20 protein-coding genes are annotated in these 19,583 nt (G+C 38.1%); all 20 read left to right on the top strand.

Features of this window, described 5'->3' with window-relative positions; all coding sequences use genetic code 11:
• The first annotated feature begins 10 nt into the window (after window positions 1-10).
• Entirely contained in the window at window positions 11-298 is a 288-nt protein-coding gene (locus tag ACWPVE_RS07355; protein ID WP_453992133.1) for a hypothetical protein, read from the top strand.
• 58 nt (window positions 299-356) lie between these two features.
• On the top strand, window positions 357-812 hold the full coding sequence (locus ACWPVE_RS07350) for a sigma-70 family RNA polymerase sigma factor (protein ID WP_453992131.1): 456 nt from the start codon (window positions 357-359) through the stop codon (window positions 810-812).
• Window positions 813-932: 120 nt separating this feature from the next.
• Window positions 933-1,322, top strand: a complete 390-nt coding sequence (locus ACWPVE_RS07345) for a hypothetical protein (protein ID WP_453992129.1) — start codon at window positions 933-935, stop codon at window positions 1,320-1,322.
• A 63-nt stretch (window positions 1,323-1,385) separates the two neighbouring features.
• Window positions 1,386-2,246 (top strand): terminase small subunit, encoded by an 861-nt coding sequence (locus ACWPVE_RS07340; protein WP_453992128.1) that lies wholly within the window; start codon window positions 1,386-1,388, stop codon window positions 2,244-2,246.
• Window positions 2,239-3,528, top strand: a complete 1,290-nt coding sequence (locus ACWPVE_RS07335) for a PBSX family phage terminase large subunit (RefSeq protein ID WP_453992126.1) — start codon at window positions 2,239-2,241, stop codon at window positions 3,526-3,528. The genes ACWPVE_RS07340 and ACWPVE_RS07335 overlap by 8 nt, the downstream gene beginning before the upstream one ends.
• A 12-nt stretch (window positions 3,529-3,540) precedes the next feature.
• Entirely contained in the window at window positions 3,541-5,031 is a 1,491-nt protein-coding gene (locus tag ACWPVE_RS07330; RefSeq protein ID WP_453992125.1) for a phage portal protein, read from the top strand.
• A 5-nt stretch (window positions 5,032-5,036) separates the two neighbouring features.
• Window positions 5,037-6,188, top strand: a complete 1,152-nt coding sequence (locus ACWPVE_RS07325; protein ID WP_453992124.1) for a phage minor capsid protein — start codon at window positions 5,037-5,039, stop codon at window positions 6,186-6,188.
• A gap of 115 nt (window positions 6,189-6,303) precedes the next feature.
• The gene (locus ACWPVE_RS07320; protein WP_453992122.1) at window positions 6,304-6,879 is read left to right on the top strand and encodes a phage scaffolding protein; all 576 of its coding nucleotides are present in this window, start codon (window positions 6,304-6,306) and stop codon (window positions 6,877-6,879) included.
• A 21-nt stretch (window positions 6,880-6,900) separates the two neighbouring features.
• Window positions 6,901-7,881 carry a major capsid protein gene (locus ACWPVE_RS07315; protein ID WP_453992120.1) on the top strand — a complete coding sequence of 327 codons (981 nt, stop codon included), beginning with the start codon at window positions 6,901-6,903 and terminating at the stop codon, window positions 7,879-7,881.
• Window positions 7,882-7,894: 13 nt separating this feature from the next.
• A complete protein-coding gene (locus tag ACWPVE_RS07310) occupies window positions 7,895-8,071 on the top strand; it encodes a hypothetical protein (protein ID WP_453992118.1) in 177 nt (58 codons plus the stop codon).
• Window positions 8,072-8,464, top strand: a complete 393-nt coding sequence (locus tag ACWPVE_RS07305; RefSeq protein ID WP_453992116.1) for a hypothetical protein — start codon at window positions 8,072-8,074, stop codon at window positions 8,462-8,464.
• Window positions 8,464-8,811 (top strand): putative minor capsid protein, encoded by a 348-nt coding sequence (locus ACWPVE_RS07300; protein ID WP_453992114.1) that lies wholly within the window; start codon window positions 8,464-8,466, stop codon window positions 8,809-8,811. The genes ACWPVE_RS07305 and ACWPVE_RS07300 overlap by 1 nt, the downstream gene beginning before the upstream one ends.
• Window positions 8,811-9,140, top strand: coding sequence for a minor capsid protein (locus ACWPVE_RS07295; protein WP_453992112.1), 330 nt, complete (start codon window positions 8,811-8,813; stop codon window positions 9,138-9,140). The genes ACWPVE_RS07300 and ACWPVE_RS07295 overlap by 1 nt, the downstream gene beginning before the upstream one ends.
• 1 nt (window position 9,141) lies before the next feature.
• Window positions 9,142-9,543 carry a phage tail terminator protein gene (locus tag ACWPVE_RS07290; protein WP_453992110.1) on the top strand — a complete coding sequence of 134 codons (402 nt, stop codon included), beginning with the start codon at window positions 9,142-9,144 and terminating at the stop codon, window positions 9,541-9,543.
• 20 nt (window positions 9,544-9,563) lie between these two features.
• The gene (locus ACWPVE_RS07285) at window positions 9,564-9,998 is read left to right on the top strand and encodes a phage tail tube protein (protein WP_453992108.1); all 435 of its coding nucleotides are present in this window, start codon (window positions 9,564-9,566) and stop codon (window positions 9,996-9,998) included.
• Window positions 9,998-10,588: a bacteriophage Gp15 family protein gene (locus ACWPVE_RS07280; protein WP_453992106.1), complete on the top strand. Its 591-nt coding sequence runs from the start codon at window positions 9,998-10,000 to the stop codon at window positions 10,586-10,588. Before ACWPVE_RS07285 ends, ACWPVE_RS07280 begins: the two co-directional genes overlap by 1 nt.
• A complete protein-coding gene (locus ACWPVE_RS07275; protein WP_453992104.1) occupies window positions 10,589-10,987 on the top strand; it encodes a hypothetical protein in 399 nt (132 codons plus the stop codon).
• 36 nt (window positions 10,988-11,023) lie between these two features.
• The gene (locus ACWPVE_RS07270; RefSeq protein WP_453992102.1) at window positions 11,024-13,159 is read left to right on the top strand and encodes a phage tail protein; all 2,136 of its coding nucleotides are present in this window, start codon (window positions 11,024-11,026) and stop codon (window positions 13,157-13,159) included.
• A 14-nt stretch (window positions 13,160-13,173) separates the two neighbouring features.
• Window positions 13,174-14,607 (top strand): distal tail protein Dit, encoded by a 1,434-nt coding sequence (locus ACWPVE_RS07265; RefSeq protein ID WP_453992100.1) that lies wholly within the window; start codon window positions 13,174-13,176, stop codon window positions 14,605-14,607.
• Window positions 14,604-19,583: a phage tail spike protein gene (locus tag ACWPVE_RS07260; protein WP_453992098.1), complete on the top strand. Its 4,980-nt coding sequence runs from the start codon at window positions 14,604-14,606 to the stop codon at window positions 19,581-19,583. Before ACWPVE_RS07265 ends, ACWPVE_RS07260 begins: the two co-directional genes overlap by 4 nt.

Genomic DNA, 19,583 nt, shown 5'->3' with positions numbered 1-19,583 from the left:
GAGGAAAAACATGAATTATCAAGATTTAAATGAATCACAAAAGGCTCATTTAATGGATATTACGATAAAGTTCTTAATGTCCACGGTAGATGGCTATTGCGCTAACGAAGCAGATGCAAATAAACAGGAGTATGCAACGAGATTGTTGTTACACCTTAAGCCTCTTGTTGATCAAATTATAGATACGAAAGAAACAAATGGTTTAAGTGCAGCTCAACGAATTGAAGAGTTAGAAAAGGAAGTTGAAAGGTTAAAAACAATTGAACAAGCCTATGAAGCTTATAAATCAGCACATTAAAAAAAGCCAGGATTACTCCTGACCGCCTAAAATCATTTTAACATAGGGAGTGGTCCTGGTGGTAGTGTTGGATTTTGGTCAACTTATTAAAGACTACAATTGGATGAAAAAAGAAATATCAAGATTGCAACGTATTATTTATGGTACTAGCTTCCCTATGAAGTCGTGGGGAGTTGCACAATACGGTATTGAAGCCACATTGCCGAAAGGAAGTAGAGGAAAAAGCCAAGCTGAATTAGAGGCAATGGATCTGCGTGAAAAGCGACAAATCGAACGGTTAGAAACTTATGAGAGATATGTATATGCTCTAGAATCAGCAGTGGATGTATTAAAAGACGAAAGACTTAAAATTATATATGATTGCTTACTTGACGAAATGACCTACAGGCAAATAGCTTTGCACCTTAATGTTTCCAAAGACTATGTCCAGAAACGGAAAAACGAAATTGTTCGACAAATAAGCCAAAGTAGACAGATTACATCTATTTTGCAAAAGGAAAAATCTGTCGTGTAAAATGGGAGGGAGGTCGGCGCGGTGAAGTCAGACTCACTATTCCATCTTTCGGTGGAAAATAATTTGCAGGAAAAAACCTCCTTTTGTCGAAATAAGTAGATATAGAGGAGATGATTCATTGTGGATAAAGAAACAGAAAACTTTTTATATGATTTAACTTATTTTCAAGAAGTAATGCATATGGTTTATTCGGATGCTTATGAAGCGTACGACGCATTAGAACAACACGACGGGGAGAACAATTATATTATATCTTTAGGTTATTTGAACATGGCTAATCAAAGCTTTGTTGAGTTGAATCGATTTAAAAACGAAAAGGCTTTGGAGACTTATGAAATAAGCCCATTCTTTAATGCGTATTTGGAATATAAACATGAACTTAAAGAAGTGATCACAAATAAAGATACAAATACATCTTGGTTATATACCAAACATCAAAATTTAATTAATAGTTGGAAAAACGCAGATGAATTCATAAAGAATTATTTGAAAACAACAACTAACAATTAAAGCATTCCAGGGGGAGTGCTTTTTATTATGTCCAAAATTATTAGGAGGTAGGTGCTGATGTAGATGAATTGGGAAGAAATAAAAAGAGAATATGAATCTACCAATATCACCTTAAAGGCACTTGCCGAAAAACATGATATTAAATTAGGTACCTTAAAGAGCAGAAAAAGCCGTGAAGGATGGTCAAGGAATCCAACCGAAAAGGGTACAACCAAAAACAAAAAGGTTGCAACCCCAAAAATGAAAGTTGCAACCAAACCAAAAAAACAAACTAAGCCTGTTGTTGAAAGTGATGAACTCACTGATAAACAAAGGCTTTTTTGTATGTATTACACAAAGTATTGGAATGCGACAAAAGCATATCAAAAGGCATACGAATGCAATTATCAGACGGCAAATGTTAACGGTAGTAGGTTGCTAGTAAATGCTAGTATAAAAGCCGAAATTAACCGAATTAAAGAAGAACGGTTAAATGGTATTGATTTAGATGCTAAATTTGTCCTTCAGAAGTACATCGACATAGCATTTGCAGACATTACAGATTTTGTTGAATTCGGACAAGAAAAAAGGCCAGAACTTGATCATAAACTTGAACCGTTGATCGATGAAAATGGTGATGAAGTAACATATACCTACAGTTACGTTAATCTCAAGAACCATGATGAGGTGGATGGAACCATCGTCACTGAAGTTAAAAAGGGTAAAGATGGCGTTTCAGTAAAACTAGCTGACAAGATGAAAGCTTTAGAGTTTCTAGCCAAGTACACTGATCTACTTTCTGAATTCGATAGAAAAAGACTGCAGGATGAAAAGCTCAAAGCCGAAATGCAATTTACTAAAGAACGCACGAAACTTCTCCAAAGTGAAAAGAAAGACACTAGCTTATTAGATGTCTTGATTGATACGGTGACGAAAGATGACTAAGAAAATCGTTTTATCTCCCAAACAAAAGAAAATCGTTAGAGCTCCTTTTAATGTTGGTTTAGAGGTTCATGAAGGAACACCAAGGAGTGGTAAAACAACAGGGGTTCACTTTCGATTAGCCTATCTATATACGATTTCTAGAGATACAAACCATTTAGTTACAGCTTATAACCAAGAACAGGCATTCAGGCTATTTATTGATGGCGATGGAACAGGGTTAATGCACATATTTGGAAACCTTGCAAAGATAAAGCATGATGAACATGGGGACCATTTGGAGATTCATACACCAAAAGGAATTAAAAAGATTTATTACAAAGGTGGTGCCAAAGCAAATAGTGTTGGTGCCATTACTGGTATGTCTTTAGGGTCTGTAGCATTTGGAGAGATTAATCTACTTCATATGTCATTTATCCAGGAGTGTTTTAGACGTACCTTTGCTGCTCAAGATAGATTTCATATAGCAGACTTAAATCCACCAGCGCCGAATCATCCTGTTATTAGCGAAGTGTTTGATGTACAAAATACGCGTTGGACTCATTGGACCATACAAGATAACCCAATCATTAGCGAGGAACGAAAAAAAGAAATACATGAAACTCTAAAAAAGAACCCTTACTTGCTGGATCGTGATTGGTACGGAAAAAGAGTAATGCCTGAGGGTGTTATATATTCAATGTTCAATCCGTCTGTAAATAAGATTCCAGCGTTGTTAGGTAAACCTTATGAAATGTACTTTGTTGCCGATGGTGGGCAATCAGATGCTACTTCTTGCAGTTGTAACATCGTTACAAGGTACACTGACGAAAAAGGTGTTACTAAATTCAGATTAAACCGTGTAGCAAACTACTATCATTCAGGTGCCGAAACAGGACAAGTAAAGGCTATGAGTGTTTACGCTAAAGAAATCAAAGAATTTATGAATTGGTGCATTAATAAATATCAAATGCGATACACCGAATTCTTTGTGGATCCAGCCTGTAAATCATTGCGAGAAGAATTGCACTTAATAGGTGTTGGTACATCGAGAGCAGATAATAATGCCAGTGATGCAAAGAAAAAAGGAGGGGGCATTGAAGTAGGTATTGAACGTGCCCAAAACGCTATTACAAATGAACAGTTTTTCCTTGTTGAAACGAATGAATATGATCATTACAACTTTGTGAAGGAAATTGGAATGTACGTCCGAGATGACAATGGGAATCCGATAGATGAATGGAACCATGCTATGGACGAGTTTAGATATAGCGTTAACTATTTTTATAAACGATATGTGCTTTAAGGTGGTGATTAAGTGTTTGAGAAGTTGATGTCCATGTTGAAAGGTGGTTTGGCAAAATTGGGCCTTATTAAATCAATAAACAAACTCAGTGACCATAAAGACATTGAACTTAACGAGGAAATGTACCGCGAAATAGACGTTTGGAAAGCACTTTATCGTGGCTACCATGAGCCGTGGCACAAAGTCCAATATAAAACCATTGATGGACCAAAAACACGCAAAATGGACACTTTAAACATGGCGAAAACGGCAGCCTCTGAAATGGCATCTCTTGTGTTCAATGAAAAATGTGAGATTAGTATAAGTGATAAATCAACAAAAGATTTTATTGATGATGTATTCAAAAAGAATAAGTTCTACAAGAAATTCCAAGATTATCTTGAGTACTCATTTGCACATGGTGGTATGGTCATTAAACCTTATGTTGAAGATGGCCAAATCAAACTCTCATATGTGACAGCTGATTCATTCATACCAGTTTCATGGCGCAATGACTCAATATCTGAAGCTGTATTCCCATATGAATTTAAGCGAAAGGGTAAAAAGTACACTCACCTTGAATGGCATTTGTGGGAAAAAGACGTGTATGTTGTCAAAAATGAAGTTTACGAATCTAATAGCGGTGACGATCTTGGGGTAAAAGTAAATTTAAAAGATTTTTTCCCAGGTCTTGAAGAGGAAGTAAGAATAAAAGGGTTAAGGACTCCTTTGTTTAGTTACTTCAAGCCAAACGTCGCCAATAACATTGATACTAAGTCACCATTAGGTATTTCAATCTATGCAAATGCACTTGATACTATGAAAGCCATAGACACTGCATTTGACAGCTTCCATAGGGAATTTAGATTAGGTAAGAAAAGAATTATGGTTCCAGCCCACATGGTTAAAACGGTTGTTGATCCAGAGACAGGTCAAATGGTCCGATATTTCGATTCCACAGACGAAACATACGAAGCCTTTGGCGGTGAACAGGACGACACAACGATTCAAGATATTTCTGTTGAACTACGTGTCGAGGAACATATTGCTGCCATTAATGCTTTTTTAAATCTATTTGCTATGCAGACAGGATTTAGTCCTGGCACATTTACCTTTGATGGACAGAGCATGAAAACAGCTACTGAGGTCATTTCAGAGCAATCTAAGACATTTAAGTCTAAACAGTCTCATGAAATCATTATTGAAGCAGGGTTACAAGAACTCATCACCTCCATCGTGGATGTTGCTAGGTTATATAAACTTTTTAAGGGTAAAGCCGAATTTGAGGTTACAGTGTCTTTTGATGACTCTATTGCCGAGGATAAAGGCGCTGAAATTAACAAGCAAATTCAATTGATTAATGGCGGTATTCAGAGTAAGAAGAGGGCAATCATGAAGATTCATGGCATGACTGAGGATGATGCGCTGGTTTTGCTAAGAGAAATCATTGAGGAAGAAAGAATGCAGTCGCCTGATTTGGCTGATTTAGAATCTCAGGGGGCTATGTTTGGGACGAGGGAGTGATTTGAATGGATCCAAAGGAACCTAAAATTACACCACATCAATTAGACATATTCACAGAGCCAATCACAGACATTTACCGAGCCTTAGAGGATGAAATATTCCTGATGATTGCTAATCGCCTAAAAACGGGACCTTCACTTGGTAAAGACCACGTACTAGAATGGCAAATTGATAAGATGCAGCAATTGTGGATGTTTAACCAGGAGACAATTAAATCACTATCTAAAGCTACTGGACTATCAGAAATGCAAATTAAAAAGGCCATTGCTGATGTCGGGTATGGCACCATAGCGGGAGTGGACAAGGAGTTAGAAAAGGTCTATACGACACTTCCACCACCTAGTCAAATCGATGCTATTCTAGCAACCTATGTCCAGCAGACATTTGTGGAGTTTGATAACTATGTTAACCAAACATTAATCACAACGAATTATGGTGAGGGTACCGTCACTCGAATGTACCGTAAAATCGTTGAACAAACGACTGGGCGGGTTTTAGCGGGTACGACGACAATTAATAAGGCTGTAGCTGAAACGGTTATAAAATGGTCAAATAAAGGGATTGAAACAGCGTTCGTTGACCATGGTGGTCATGTTTGGAGTTTAGAAAGATATGCTGACACTGTAGTTAGAAACACTGTGAACCGTACTTATAACGAATTGCGAATGTCTAGGATGGATGAATATGGAGTGGATTTAGTCCTTGTAAACAGCTATCCAGATGCACGAGAATCCTGTTCTAAAATTCAAGGTAGAGTGGCGTCGATGAAACCACCAAGCGAAAACAATTCTAATTATCCATCAATCTATGAATTCGGCTATGGGACCCCAGCGGGGATTAGGGGTATTAATTGCAGGCATATTCTTTATCCGTTTGTAGAGGGATTGAATGAAAACAATCAGGTGCAATATGACCCTGACCAAGCATACGAACGAGGAAAACTTGTTCAACAACAAAGGTATCTTGAAAGGCAGATCCGCAAGGCGAAACGTTCTTTAATGCTTGCTGAGGAAATTGGTAATGAAGAAACTATCCAGAAATATAAGAAACTCGTCAGAAATCGTCAAGCAAATATAAGAGAGTTTATATCCGAACATAACCTTCCACGTCGTTATGACAAAGAAAGGGTATTGGTTACAGGTGGAAATCATTTGTAAGTAAGCCGTATAGGCTTTTTATTTTGGTCTTTTTAAGGGTTAGACCCTAAAGAAACGGAACCTTTCTGCGTGAGGTGTGACACGCCTAAAAACATTAACAAAGGAGTTATTATATATGGATTTAAAAGAGTTGTTAGGAGAAGAACTTTACAATCTGGTTACCGAGAAAGCTGGTGAACACAAGATTGCTGTTGTATCTGATGGAAATTGGTTCCCAAAAGAGAAGTTTGACACAGTAAATAATGACAACAAGGAACTCAAAAAACAATTAAAATCACGTGATGATCAACTAGAAGAATTAAAGAAAGTAGATGCTGAAGGGTTACAACAAAAGATTCTGGACTTGCAAAAGGCAAACGAAGATGCAGAAAAAGAATGGCAATCCAAGCTTGCACAACAAAAGTTTGATTTCTCTCTAAAAGATGCCTTAATTTCTGCCAAAGTCCGTAATCCGAAAGCTGTAAAAGCCCTACTAAACTTAGAATCTATCAAGTTAGATGGTGATAAGTTATTAGGTTTGGAGGAACAACTGAATACAATTAAAGAAAGTGATCCTTATTTGTTTGAAGAAGAACAGCAAGATCCTAGCAAACCATCTTTCACTACTGGAAAACATCAAACTGGTGGGGGAATAGGAGAACCTACAAACCTAGCTGAAGCATTATCTCAACACTTTTCACAACAACAATAATATTTTAGGAGATGATTATTTATGCCAATCACTTTAGAACAAGCAAAAGTCGGTATGGCCGACAAAATAGACCAATTTGTAGTGGATGAATTTCGACGTTCATCATTTTTATTAGATCAATTAACGTTTGATAATGCAGTGTCACCAGGTACAGGAGGAAGTACATTAACTTACGGTTACACTCGTTTAAAAACTCCTTCTACTGCTGGATTCCGTGAAATCAATAAAGAATACACACCAAATGAAGCGGACCGTGAGAATTTAACGGTTGATTTAAAAATCTTTGGTGGTTCTTACCAAATTGACCGTGTAATTCAAGACACTAGCGGCCAAATTAATGAAATGCAGTTCCAAATGGAGCAAAAGATTAAAGGTGCTGCAAACCTATTCCATCATACCGTTATTAATGGTGATTCTGCAGTTGATGCTAAATCATTTGATGGATTGGACAAAGCATTAACTGGATCAAGTACTGAAGTCAATACGGATTCCGTTCTTGATGTATCTACAGATTCTGGATTGAATGACAATAAATATGCATTTCTAGACCTAATAGACGACTTTTTATCTGAATTAGATGGTAAACCGACAATGCTTTTAGGTAATAACAAACTGATTAACAAAATTAAATCCGTCGCTCGCCGTTCTGGTTATTACACTCAAATTGAAGATGCGTTTGGTCGTAAGATTGATGCTTATGATGGTATTCCTATTCTTGACCTAGGATACTTCTATAATGGTTCTGCAACTGAACCAATCGTTAAGATTGAAACTCGTACTGTCGGAACAGAACAAACAGGTCTTACTGATTTATTTGCAGTGTCTCTTGGTTTAGATGGATTCCATGGTGTTTCTCCAACTGGTAATGGAGTGATTCGTAACTATCTACCAAACTTCAACACTCCTGGAGCAGTTAAGACTGGTGATGTTGAAATGGTAGCAGCTGTTGCATTAAAAGCTACTCGCAAGGCTGGAGTACTACGTAATATCAAAGTTAAGTAAGGGGGCATTCAAATTGGCAAAAATTACAGCTCCTAACAAGGGCTACACTGGCATTAGTGCAGGTGTAGCTTTTGTTAATGGTGAAGCTGAAACAAATGATAAATGGCTAATTGCTTGGTTTAAAAATAAAGGATATGAAGTTGAAGACAACAAGAAGTCAAAGAAGGCTAGCAAAAAAGAAGGTGAATAAATGCCTTATTTAACTTATGACGAATACAACGAATTTGGATTTGCTGAAGTTGATCAACTAGAGTTTAATAAATTGCTAGAACGAGCGAGTGATGCTGTCGATAGTGTCACTCGCCATTTTTATAAGTTTAACAATCTAACTGAGGATGTGCCTTTTAGGCAGCACCAATTTAAAAAGGCTATTGCTGCTCAAATTGAGTATTTTCATGAAATGGGAGCAACAAATAATCATGGATTGAATGAACCGCTAACCGTACAAATTGGGCGCACAAGTGTTTCAAATAGTTCAAGGGGTTCTACATCTCAACAACCGCAAAACAGCCTAATTTCGAAAGATGCGCTTATGTATTTGCGAGATACAGGACTACTGTACCGAGGATTAGGGGTGGTCTGATGCGAATTAGACCATTGCCTAAAAAGTGGCTTATTCATGAGATTACCTATGAAGGTTTTACTGGTGAAATAGATGATTACCAAAATCCTTTATATGGAGCGCCGATCACTATTAAACACGTTCGTTTTGATGATACTACGGTATTTTCTAGAGATAAAACTCAAACCAAGGTAGTAGCTGATGCAGTTATCTTTGTAGACGCCAAATACAGCAATCCTTTACCTTCAGATTTCAAAGAACAATCAAAGGTAAGCTTCAAAGGCAATGATTACATTATACAAAAAGTTGTTCCTTGTTATTACCCGAATAAGGACGAGGTCAGACACTACGAACTTGAGGTAATCTGATGGCTATAAGAGTGAGGATTAATAAAGATTTAAAAGGCGTTGTTAAACGTACTCAACAAATGACAAAGCTTGGCCAATATGCACTTGTCAATCAAGTTCATGCGGATAGTAATCTTTATGCCCCTATGCTATCGAGTGACTTGAGAAATCAATCTACAGTAGCAATTGATGGGAAGTCAATCATTTGGAACGTGCCATATGCAAGGAGACAATATTACAATTACGGTGCCAATTTCACAACACCAGGAACAGGGCCAAAGTGGGATAGTAAAGCACTAGCAATCCATGGTAAACAGTGGGAACAAATAACGAAAAAGGCGATGAAATAATATGGATTTAGATTTTATGGATAGATTAAAAGACAAAATTAATAGCCTGGGTCTTTATGCACGGTGCACTGTTGGTCTTCTTAGTCCTAGCGAATCATTATCCATTATGGCGATGCCTGGTGGTGCTGAAACGGTATATTATGACGGTTCAAGGGACAAAGACTATCAAGTTCAAGTCAACGCAAAGAGCAAAAATCAAATGAATTGTTTTAACGCTTTGACAAATGTTTACCAAGCGTTGGAGAACTTAGAGGAATTGCCAAGTGACAACGGAAGTTATGACTTCCAAAGCATAATCACCCCTTCTTTACCGTCTTTATTAACGCAAGACGAACAAGGATACTGGATATATGTACTTTCTGTAAGTGCAAAAATAACCATTTCTCAAGGGGTTAAAATGTAATGCGAAAAGGAGAGATTTAAATGTCATTCGAATTAAACTTTAAAAATAAATATTCAATCGACACTTCAGGTGGATCGGAATCGCCAACATGGGCACCAGTTGCAGCGGGTATCTCGAATGTAGATCCCTCTTTTGAGGATGAAACAGACGATACAACTTATTATGATGGCGAAGGGTTCGGTAGTGAAGATGTTACTGGAGTTAGGGCCTCTTTGGTATTTACTGGTCATCGCTTATATGGTGATGAGGCACAAGATTACATTGCCGGACTAGCTTTTGAAGTTGGTGAGGCACGTAAAACAAGATTAAAATGGGAACAACCTGATGGGCGCACAATTACTGGTTCAGTAACAATTAGTGGAATCAAAGGTGCGGGTGGAGATGCTAACGCAAAGCAAGATTTTGAATTTACAGCAACATTCAACGGCAAGCCGGAAGTTACTACAGCGCCGTAATGTTCACGTTAACTGATTACCTAGAGGATGAGATTGAGATTGGTGGGGAGACCTACCGCCTCAATCTCTTTTTTGATGTTGTCTTACGGTTCTTTGACCTAATGGACGACGATGCTTTTTTAGATCATGAAAAAATATCAATTGCCTTTGATATGTTCGTTGAAACCGAAAGGGAATTTGATTTTGATATAAAATTCAATGCCGTAAAAACGATTGTTAAAACGTTCATCAAGCAAGAGGACGAGGAAAAACAATCGGGAGGCAGTGGTAAGCAACTTTATGACTTTAAACAAGATGCTGAATACATCTATGCCTCATTCTTACAGGAATATGGTATAGACCTAATAGACCAACAAGGCGTGTTGCGTTGGGAGAAATTCAAGGCTTTGTTAGCGGGGTTACGGGATAACACTCGATTTAAGGAAATTGTGGGCATACGTGCGGCAGAACTTCCTAGAGGAAAAGGAGCCGAGGAGGAGCGCAAGAGATTGCGCAAACTCAAACAGGCTTACGCACTCAAAAAAGACCACAAGACCAAAGAACAAGAACTTGATTCGTTGTTCAATATGTTAGCGGGAGGCGAAAAATAAATGGCTATTATTATTCAAGAACAAAAACCAGAAATACCGGTGGAAATCGGTAAGTTGAAGTTTAAATTTATCGTTACGGATGAATCTGTAAAAGACTTTCGAGTAAAGGGCGCTCAGATTAAACAAGAATTAGAATCCATGCAAATGAAAGAGGATGACGATGCAGCAATTGAGCAAATCAAAGAAGTGTTGAAAAAAGGATTTGATTTGATGTTAGGTAACGGGGCGTTTGAACAAATTTACGATATGACCCCTTCTGTTATGTACTTAACAAGCTATTTCGTCCAACTATCAAATGGATTACATGAAGAACTAATTTCGATTGGTGCTTTTGATACAGTCCAAAAGAAAGCGCAAAAATACACTCGTAACAAAAACAGAAACAGACAAAACCGTTAATGATCGTTAATTGAATCAAGAAAGGCGGTGAGGTAAATGGCAGATGGAAAAGTTGTAATAGACGTTGAACTCAATTCTAAAGGCGTTGGAAAGGGTATTGATGATATTAATGGCCGTATGGGTAAAGTTCAATACTCAGGAGAAAAAGCGGCGCTTGGTATCGGTAAAATTGTAACGGCGTTAGGATTAGTTGCGGTTGGTGCGAAAGCTATTGGAATGGTAACAAGCGCACTGGACGGAGCTATCTCACGTTATGATACTTTGAACAATTTCCCTGTAGTCTTGGAAATGATGGGTTTTAGTGCCGAGGATTCTTCAAAGTCGATTAAAAGGTTATCCGATGGTATCGACGGACTACCGACAACACTTGACAGTGTAGCAAGCACAACACAAAGAATCGCTACTATGACAGGTGATTTAGACGGAGCAACAGAAACGACACTAGCACTAAACAATGCATTTCTTGCAAGTGGTTCGAGTTCTGCAGATGCATCAAGAGGATTAGAACAATATGTCCAGATGCTTGCAAAGGGTGAAGTAGACCTCCAATCATGGCGCTCACTCCAAGAGACTATGCCAGTTGCGCTTAATAAAGTAGCTGAGGCGTTTGGATTCACAGGAGCAAGTGCGCAAAATGACCTATATGATGCGTTAAAAGAGGGCGACGTTACATTTGACCAGTTCAACGGCAAATTAATTGAATTGAGTAACGCACAAGGCGGGTTCGCTGATTTAGCGAGGACAAGTAGCACTGGTATTGCTACGTCGTGGCAAAACATGAAAACCGCAATTGTTAAAGGTGTTACCGATGTAATAGCTGGCATCGACGGGGCACTTGGAGGCGTTGGAAGTATCACTGGTCTAATTGATAAGGCGAAAACAGGTATACAAACATTTTTCACGTTTATTACTACAAATATTCCCGTTGCGGTGGCGTGGCTTTCCAAAATCAAAGATGCAATTGAACCGTGGCTACAGATGATAGGTGCAGCGGTTGCGGCGATAATTACTTTCATGACTACATTTTCAATCATCAACACATTAAAAAACCTCATAACAGGGGTAAGGACGGCCGTATTGATGATGAACGCTGCATTTATGGCTAATCCTATTGGATTGGTGATTGCGATAATAGCGGGGCTAATAGCGGTATTGGTGATAGCTTACAATAAAGTCGATTGGTTTAGAAATGCCGTTGATGTTGCTTGGTCATGGTTGAAAGACGTAACAGGTGTAGCTTTTGCCTACATTAAAGATATAATCACTAAATTGATAGCTGATGCGGTTGAATTTGCATCTAAAATACTTCAAAAATTCCGTGATTTTTGGGATGAAAATGGTCAGGCTATCATGATTATTGTCGAATCAACGTTCAATTTTGTGAAATCTTTCATAGAAACAGTGATGGGCGTTATTAAAGGGATTTTCCAAGTTACGTGGCCGATTATCACCGGAATAATTAAATTAGCGTGGGAAAATATCAAATTAATCGTCCAAAACGGGATTGATTTGGTACTCGGAATTATCCAAACGGTACTCAAATTATTGCAAGGTGATTGGGAAGGCGCTTGGGATACAATCAAAGGCACGGCCCAAAAGATATGGCAAAACATAGAAGATTTCTTTAGAAAAGTTGACCTCGTACAAATCGGGAAAGACATCATTCAAGGTCTGATTGACGGCATAAGCTCAATGGTATCATCTGTAGGTAAGGCGGTAGGAAAAGTAGTCGATAAAATCAAAGGCGCAATCACTAATCCTTTCGCTATCAAATCTCCTTCACGTTGGATGAGGGATATGGTAGGCAGAAACCTCATGAAAGGGTTTCAGATTGGGATTGATAAGGAAAAAACGTCTACAATTCGAAAAATGAGCCAAGCGGCCGAGTGGATGGCCCCGAACGTTAGTGATTTTGTTAACGGGTTGAAAGGTGTATCAGCACCAATTAGCAATGTTACCCCTATTAGTTCGATAACAGGCTCAGGAAACAGCGCAGGAGCGTCCACAAGAGGCGCTGGTGTCGGTCTAGATAAATTGGTAGGGGCTATTGATAAATTAGCAAGAAGGCCAGTTAAAATCGCAATTGACAAATACGAATTTGTGACAGCGACAGTTGATGAAATGGGTAATGCATTGGATTTTAGGAAGTCAAGAAAAGAATCATTTAAGTAAAGGAGGGATAACCAATGAATTTCTCATTTAATGGAGTCACCAAGAGTTATGTTAGAGCATTGAGAGGAATTGAGAGACCAACATGGGCCACAATTGAGCAAGAAATTATTGAGGTACCAGGACGTCCAGGTGGTTATTCCTCCAATAAAACAATGAGAGTAAGATTGATCCATGTTCCTGTGGAGGTCAGTGGTGTTGATCACATGAATTTGCAGAGAGCAAAAGAAGACGTTGCATCATGGTTAATTACGGATGAGCCAAAACCATTAATATTCCCTGATGAACCCGACAGAGTTTATTTTGCAGAAGTCACAGGAGATTTAAACCTTGATGAGATTTTAAATAAAGGTAAAGGTGTCATTTCATTTGTTTGTCCTGATCCATTAAAGTATTCTAGTAATCTTAAAACAGGCATTATTCAGAATCCAACAGGTCCAATTATATTACAGAATTTGGGCACAGCGGAAACGGCACCAATATTTGACATTACATTGAAACAATCAACTTCATTTTTGGACATCATTGGTGAGCATGATTATATGAGAATTGGTCAAACACCAAGTGTTGATGTGACACCAATTAATCCAAAAGAGACAGTATTATGGGATCAAATGAACTCATTAACTGGTTGGGCAAATGCACAAAATAGTGACATCGACGGTGGTACTGTAGCAGGTGACATGAGAACTAATGGTTATGAGTTTTCAGCCAGTTCATTTGGGACAGGATCCAGTTGGCATGGTCCAGCTAAGATAAAGTCAATAGGTCAATCATTAACTGACTTTGAAGCAGAGTTTAGGATTGAATTGACAAATGAGGAAATGAAGACCGTTGGACGAGTTGAATTGTATTTGTTGGATGAAGCAAAGAAAGCCGTTTGTAAGTTGTCACTAAAGGATAATTATAGTGGGACTAATGGAAATTATGCAGAATTACGGATCGGAGACAGAACAACAAATAGGTTTCTGATAAACGAAAGAGGAACCGAATGGCATACATGGATTAATTTTAATGGCTTGTTGAGGTTATCACGTATTGGCAATAAGTGGGAGGCATATGTCACTAAAATTGTGGATGGTAAACATACCGCTAGAAGACGAGTTGAATTTACCGACACAGAGAATAAATTTACTGGTAAAGTTGCACATGTAGTCATTCATTTAGGGGCACATGGGACTATTCCGCCTGCACCAATGAAAATATTAGATTTAAAGATACACAAACTCAATAAGATTGACGAAGGTGAAATTGGTTTAATTGGTGAAGCAGGAGACACATTTACGTTTGACCACAAAGCAAGTGCAATTTATAAGAATGGCGAGTTATTTATGGAAAAGGACTTTGGATCCCGTTTCTTTAAATTATATAAAGGGATGAATGTTTTATTATTAAACCCATTAGAGGTTGTTTCGGAAGTCAGAGCTGAATGGAGGGACGCGTACTTATGATTCACATTCTTGATCAGAAGACGGATAAGTTAGTTGGGTGGGTTGATGGCCCACTGTATGATAGTCATAAAAGTTCTATTAGCAACGAAGAGACATACGACTTTCGTTTATCCATTACTGAGAAGGGTGCGGAATTAATAAGTGAAAGGTCTCGTATTCTCATTCCATCTGAGGAAGGCGATTATAGAGAGTTTATCATCCATCAAACAAGAGAATTATCTTCCTCACACATGAAGGAAGTTTATTCAGTTGGATCCTTTATGGATTTAGATAAACTCAAAATAATTAGACCACAAATATTAGAGGGGCAAACAATCAGAACAGCAGGAGAATTTGTTCTTGCTGGTATTGAGGATTGGGAATTAGGAATCACTGATTATAGTCCAGTCCGTAAATGGGAAATTAAAACTCACCAGACAGCATATTCAGCATTAAAGTTATTAGCAACATTATTTGATTTAGAAATACGATTTAGAATTACCACTAATGGTAGTTTTGTCACTGGTAGATACGTTGATTTTATAAAACGTAAAGGGATGAATCGTGGTAAAGAATTAGTCATGGGTAAAGACCTAATGGGAGTCGACAGGAAAATTGACTCTGGAAGGATTGTAACGGCATTACATGTCATTGGTCCTGAAAGAGAAGACGGATCCCGTTTAGAGGTCGTAGTGACAAATGATGAGGCTTATCAAAACTGGAATCGTAAAGGACAACACTTGATCCAGACATATGAGCCAGAAACAGAAGACACCAATATCACATTGGCACGTCTAACTGAATTAGGTGAGGCTGAATTAAAGAAACGTATTTCAGCGGTAGTTGAGTATGAAATAGATTCAGTGTCGTTGGAGCATATATTAGGACATGAGCATGAACAAGTGTTTTTAGGTGACTCCGCAAGAGTGAAAGATGAATATTTTAATCCTCCAATGTATTTTGACAGTAGGATTATTTACATTGATAGATCCGTGTTTGATGAGTCAAAGAAAGTGTACAAATTGGGAGAAGTAATAGAGTACTCTCAAGAGGACATTATGAAGACATGGAGGGAACTTCAAGGCCTTTACGGTACTAAGGTCATAAAATCTCCTGTTCCACCAGAAGGGAAATATGGTGTAATATGGATTGATACTTCACAGGATCCGAATGTACCTTATACATGGAATGGGACAAATTGGGATAAAGCGTCACCTACTCAACCACAAGAGATTGGTGCTGAAACTCCAGAGGGTGCGCAAGATAAAGCTGATAATGCCCGTGATGATGCAAACACATACACGGATGATCAAGTTAATCCTATTAAGGCAAGTGTCACAGAAATAAGTGAAGCATTAATAGGTAAAGCAACAATTGAGGATTTACTGGCAACAAATGCAGAAATAGAGAATTTAAAAGCTACAACTGCAACGATTGAAAACTTAAATGCTGTTAATGCGGACATTCAAAACCTTTATGCAAGTAAGGCAAGCATTGACGAATTAACTGCGACAAATGCATTAATCACAAACTTGCAGGCAGAAAAGGCAAACATTGAGGATTTAACAGCAATTAATGCTGAAATCACTGATTTAAAAGCAACAAGAGCAACGATTACTGACTTAGAGACAACAAACGCAGAGATAACAAATTTAAAGGCTGAAAAGGCCAACATAGAGGATTTGACTGCGGTCAATGCAAGAATAGATAATTTAAAAGTCGGAACGGCATTGATTACAGATGCGGCAATTACGACCGCAAAGATTCAAGATGCTGCTATCACTTCAGCTAAAATATTGGACGCGGCGATTACAACTGCCAAGATAGGGGACGCTCAGATTACTAGCGCTAAAATCGGGACAGCGCAGATTAAGACAGCTAATATTGACGATGCTTCAATAACTACAGCTAAGATCGCATTAGCTGCAATTACTGAGGCACTGATAAAGGACGCGACAATAACCTCAGCAAAAATAGGTGATGCGCAGATTACTAATGCAAAGATTGCTGATGCGGCTATAACAACTGCAAAGATTGCTGATGCCCAAATAACTGCAGCTAAGATTGGTACAGCATCAATAGAAACAGCAAAAATCAAAGATGCTGCTATTACCACAGCTAAAATTGCAACTGGGGCAATTACTACTGCATTAATTGAAAAGGGAGCAATAGGAGAAGCCCAAATAGGTGATGCATCTATAACCGATGCGAAGATTGTATCTTTAACAGCCGCAAAGATAACCTCAGGAACGATCGACACAAATAAGATTACTATTCAAGGTTTGAATGGAAAATTGAAAATTTCTGGGAATAGATTACAAGTTTTTGATAACAGTACTGTTCCAAAAGAGCGTGTATCAATTGGTGATGTAAATAATAATGGCACCGTATTTGGTTTTAGAGTTAGAGGATCTGACGGAACAACCGTCCTATATGATGAAAAAGGAGTTTATAACGAGGGGATTACAGACGGTGCGATAACAAACCCGAAAATTGGCGATGGTCAAATCAATAATAGGGTCATTCAAGCTGAGACAATTACGGGAGACAAACTTGTCGCTGGTACAATTACCGCTAGGGAAATTAAAGCAAAATCAATAACAGCTAATGAACTTGTGACAGGTACCATAACTGCAGAAAGTGGAATTATCGCAGATGCATCTATAACAACAGCTAAAATCGGAGATTCCCAAATAACCAATGCTAAGATAGCCAACTTGGCTGTAGACGCTGCTAAGATTGCAAACTTAACAATTACGGATGGTAAAATTGCAAATGGGACTATCACCTATGCAAGCATTAAAGACGCAACGATCACGGGTGCAAAAATTGCTAATGCCACAATTTCTACTGGTAAGATCATTGACGCCGCAATTACTACGGCTAAAATTGCCAATGCCGCGATTACTAATGCAAAAATAGACAGTCTTGATGCTGGCAAAATTACTACTGGAATATTAAATTCAGCAAGAATTAGAGTAGGTGCAGCCTCAACATTTGATGATGGGTATGATCCTACAAAAATTGAAATTGGTGGAGAGAATTTATTTTTAGGTAGTGATTTTAGTAAGGCTGATGTTTCTGATTGGGAAGATGGAATCGTAGGGGGATTGGGTAATAAAACAAGAGGGACAGTTGCCATTACGACATACGGACGAGGTTCAAACGAAGATTATGTACCTTCTGGGGAAAGAGTTCTTAGACTCATGTTTCCAGATACAGATACGGATTTACCAGAAAGATTCGTATCCACTAAAAAATTCTTTTACTTAGAACGAGATACTGAATATACACTGTCTTATTGGGTATATCTAGGTGGCGGTGTTGCTAGGCATAGAGTTGGTATAGATGGTGGACACGATGAAAGATGGGCAAGTGGTAATGTTTATTACGGTTTAAGTTCATGGGAAAATGGTTGGAAGGGTAAATTTGTAAAAAAAGTTCACACATTTAAGACTATGAGTGACCGAAATTGGTATAGATTCAGGTTTACTGCTGTAAATGCGAATAACGGTCAAACAAATACAGCTAACATATTCCTATGGCGTATAAAATTAGAAAAAGGAAATAAAGCAACCCAATGGACACCAGCTTTATCAGAGATAGATAGAAGTGAACTTGTAGATGGTTGGAGGCATGGAGATACAACATACATTAAAGGTGGCAGTATTTATACAAATTCAATTACTGCTAATCAAATAGCTTCACGCACAATTACAGCAAATGAAATTAAAGCTGGCGCTATAACAGCAAACGAGATAGCTTTCAGAACTATTACAGGAGATAGAATAAAAGCTAACTCCATTACTACCAACGAGTTAAATGTTACTACCTTATCTGCCATTAGTGCTAACTTAGGTAACGTTACGGCAGGCAATATTAAAGGGGTAACTATAACAGGTAGTACCGTAACCAGTGAAAATCTACATGACACTCAAACGAAATTAGAAGATGGTTACTTAACAGCTTATAGTATTTATGATACTAGAGATAAAGTTTGGTTTACTGGACAACAACAAAACTTTGTTATATTTGAGTGGATGGACGGAAGTACAGCACGTTCTGCTTCCTTTGGTAGCGCAGACAATGGCGGATTAGCTTACTATGGGCAAAGACCGTTCATGTTTGCTGGAGGGGGAAAATTAGAGGTAAGGAATTTAGGTGGTTCCGCTGGGTTAGAGTTACGCTCTAACAATGGAGGAAATCCGTACATCGACTTTTCTGACAATGGCACAAGCGACTATGTAATCAGACTTAGGATGGAAAATGCTAATAGATTACAAGTTACAGAAGGGTTAAATGTTTCTAAAGACCTTTATGTAGGCGGTAAAATTCAAGGTTCCCAAATTATCAACGGACACCTAACCTTAGAAGGCAACCGAATCTTGTACTTTGATAGAGGTAGAAATGAAACATCGAGAATTTATTGGAATGCTACAACATCGGCGGATTATGGGATGATTCACCAAGTAGATGGAATAACTGCTATGAAGTTGTTAATTAGGGATAAAGGGACTAATAACCATTCCCAATTAACGTTAGGAAAAGTGTCATTTAAAGGGTTAAACGGTTCTATAGTACAAATGCAAGTAAGGAATGAAGCTGATAGTGCTTATGTCCCAATCGTTGCATCAGACTTTATCAACGGGTCATCCAGAGACTTAAAGAAAAACATTGAGCCATATACCAAGTCAGCAATGGATGAAATTATGAAGACGAACATTTATTCTTATCATTACAAGAATGATTTGGACATTGAGCCTAAACGTCTTGGTTTAATTTTGGATGAGGCACCACTTGACGTGATTGATATTGCAGGACAAGGGATTAACGTGTATGCATTATCAACATTGGCAATTAAAGGGATTCAAGAATTAAATGCGGATTACACCGTAAGAATGAAGAATCTTGAGGATGAAGTCAATTGGCTAAAGATGCAGAATCAACTGTTAAATACAAGAGTAAAAAAATTAGAAAACTTATTGGAGGTTGCTTAA

The organism is Bacillus nitroreducens, from assembly GCF_964021195.1.
Note: the sequence above shows the minus strand (reverse complement) of the source record. Positions and strands in the feature narration are given on the sequence as shown.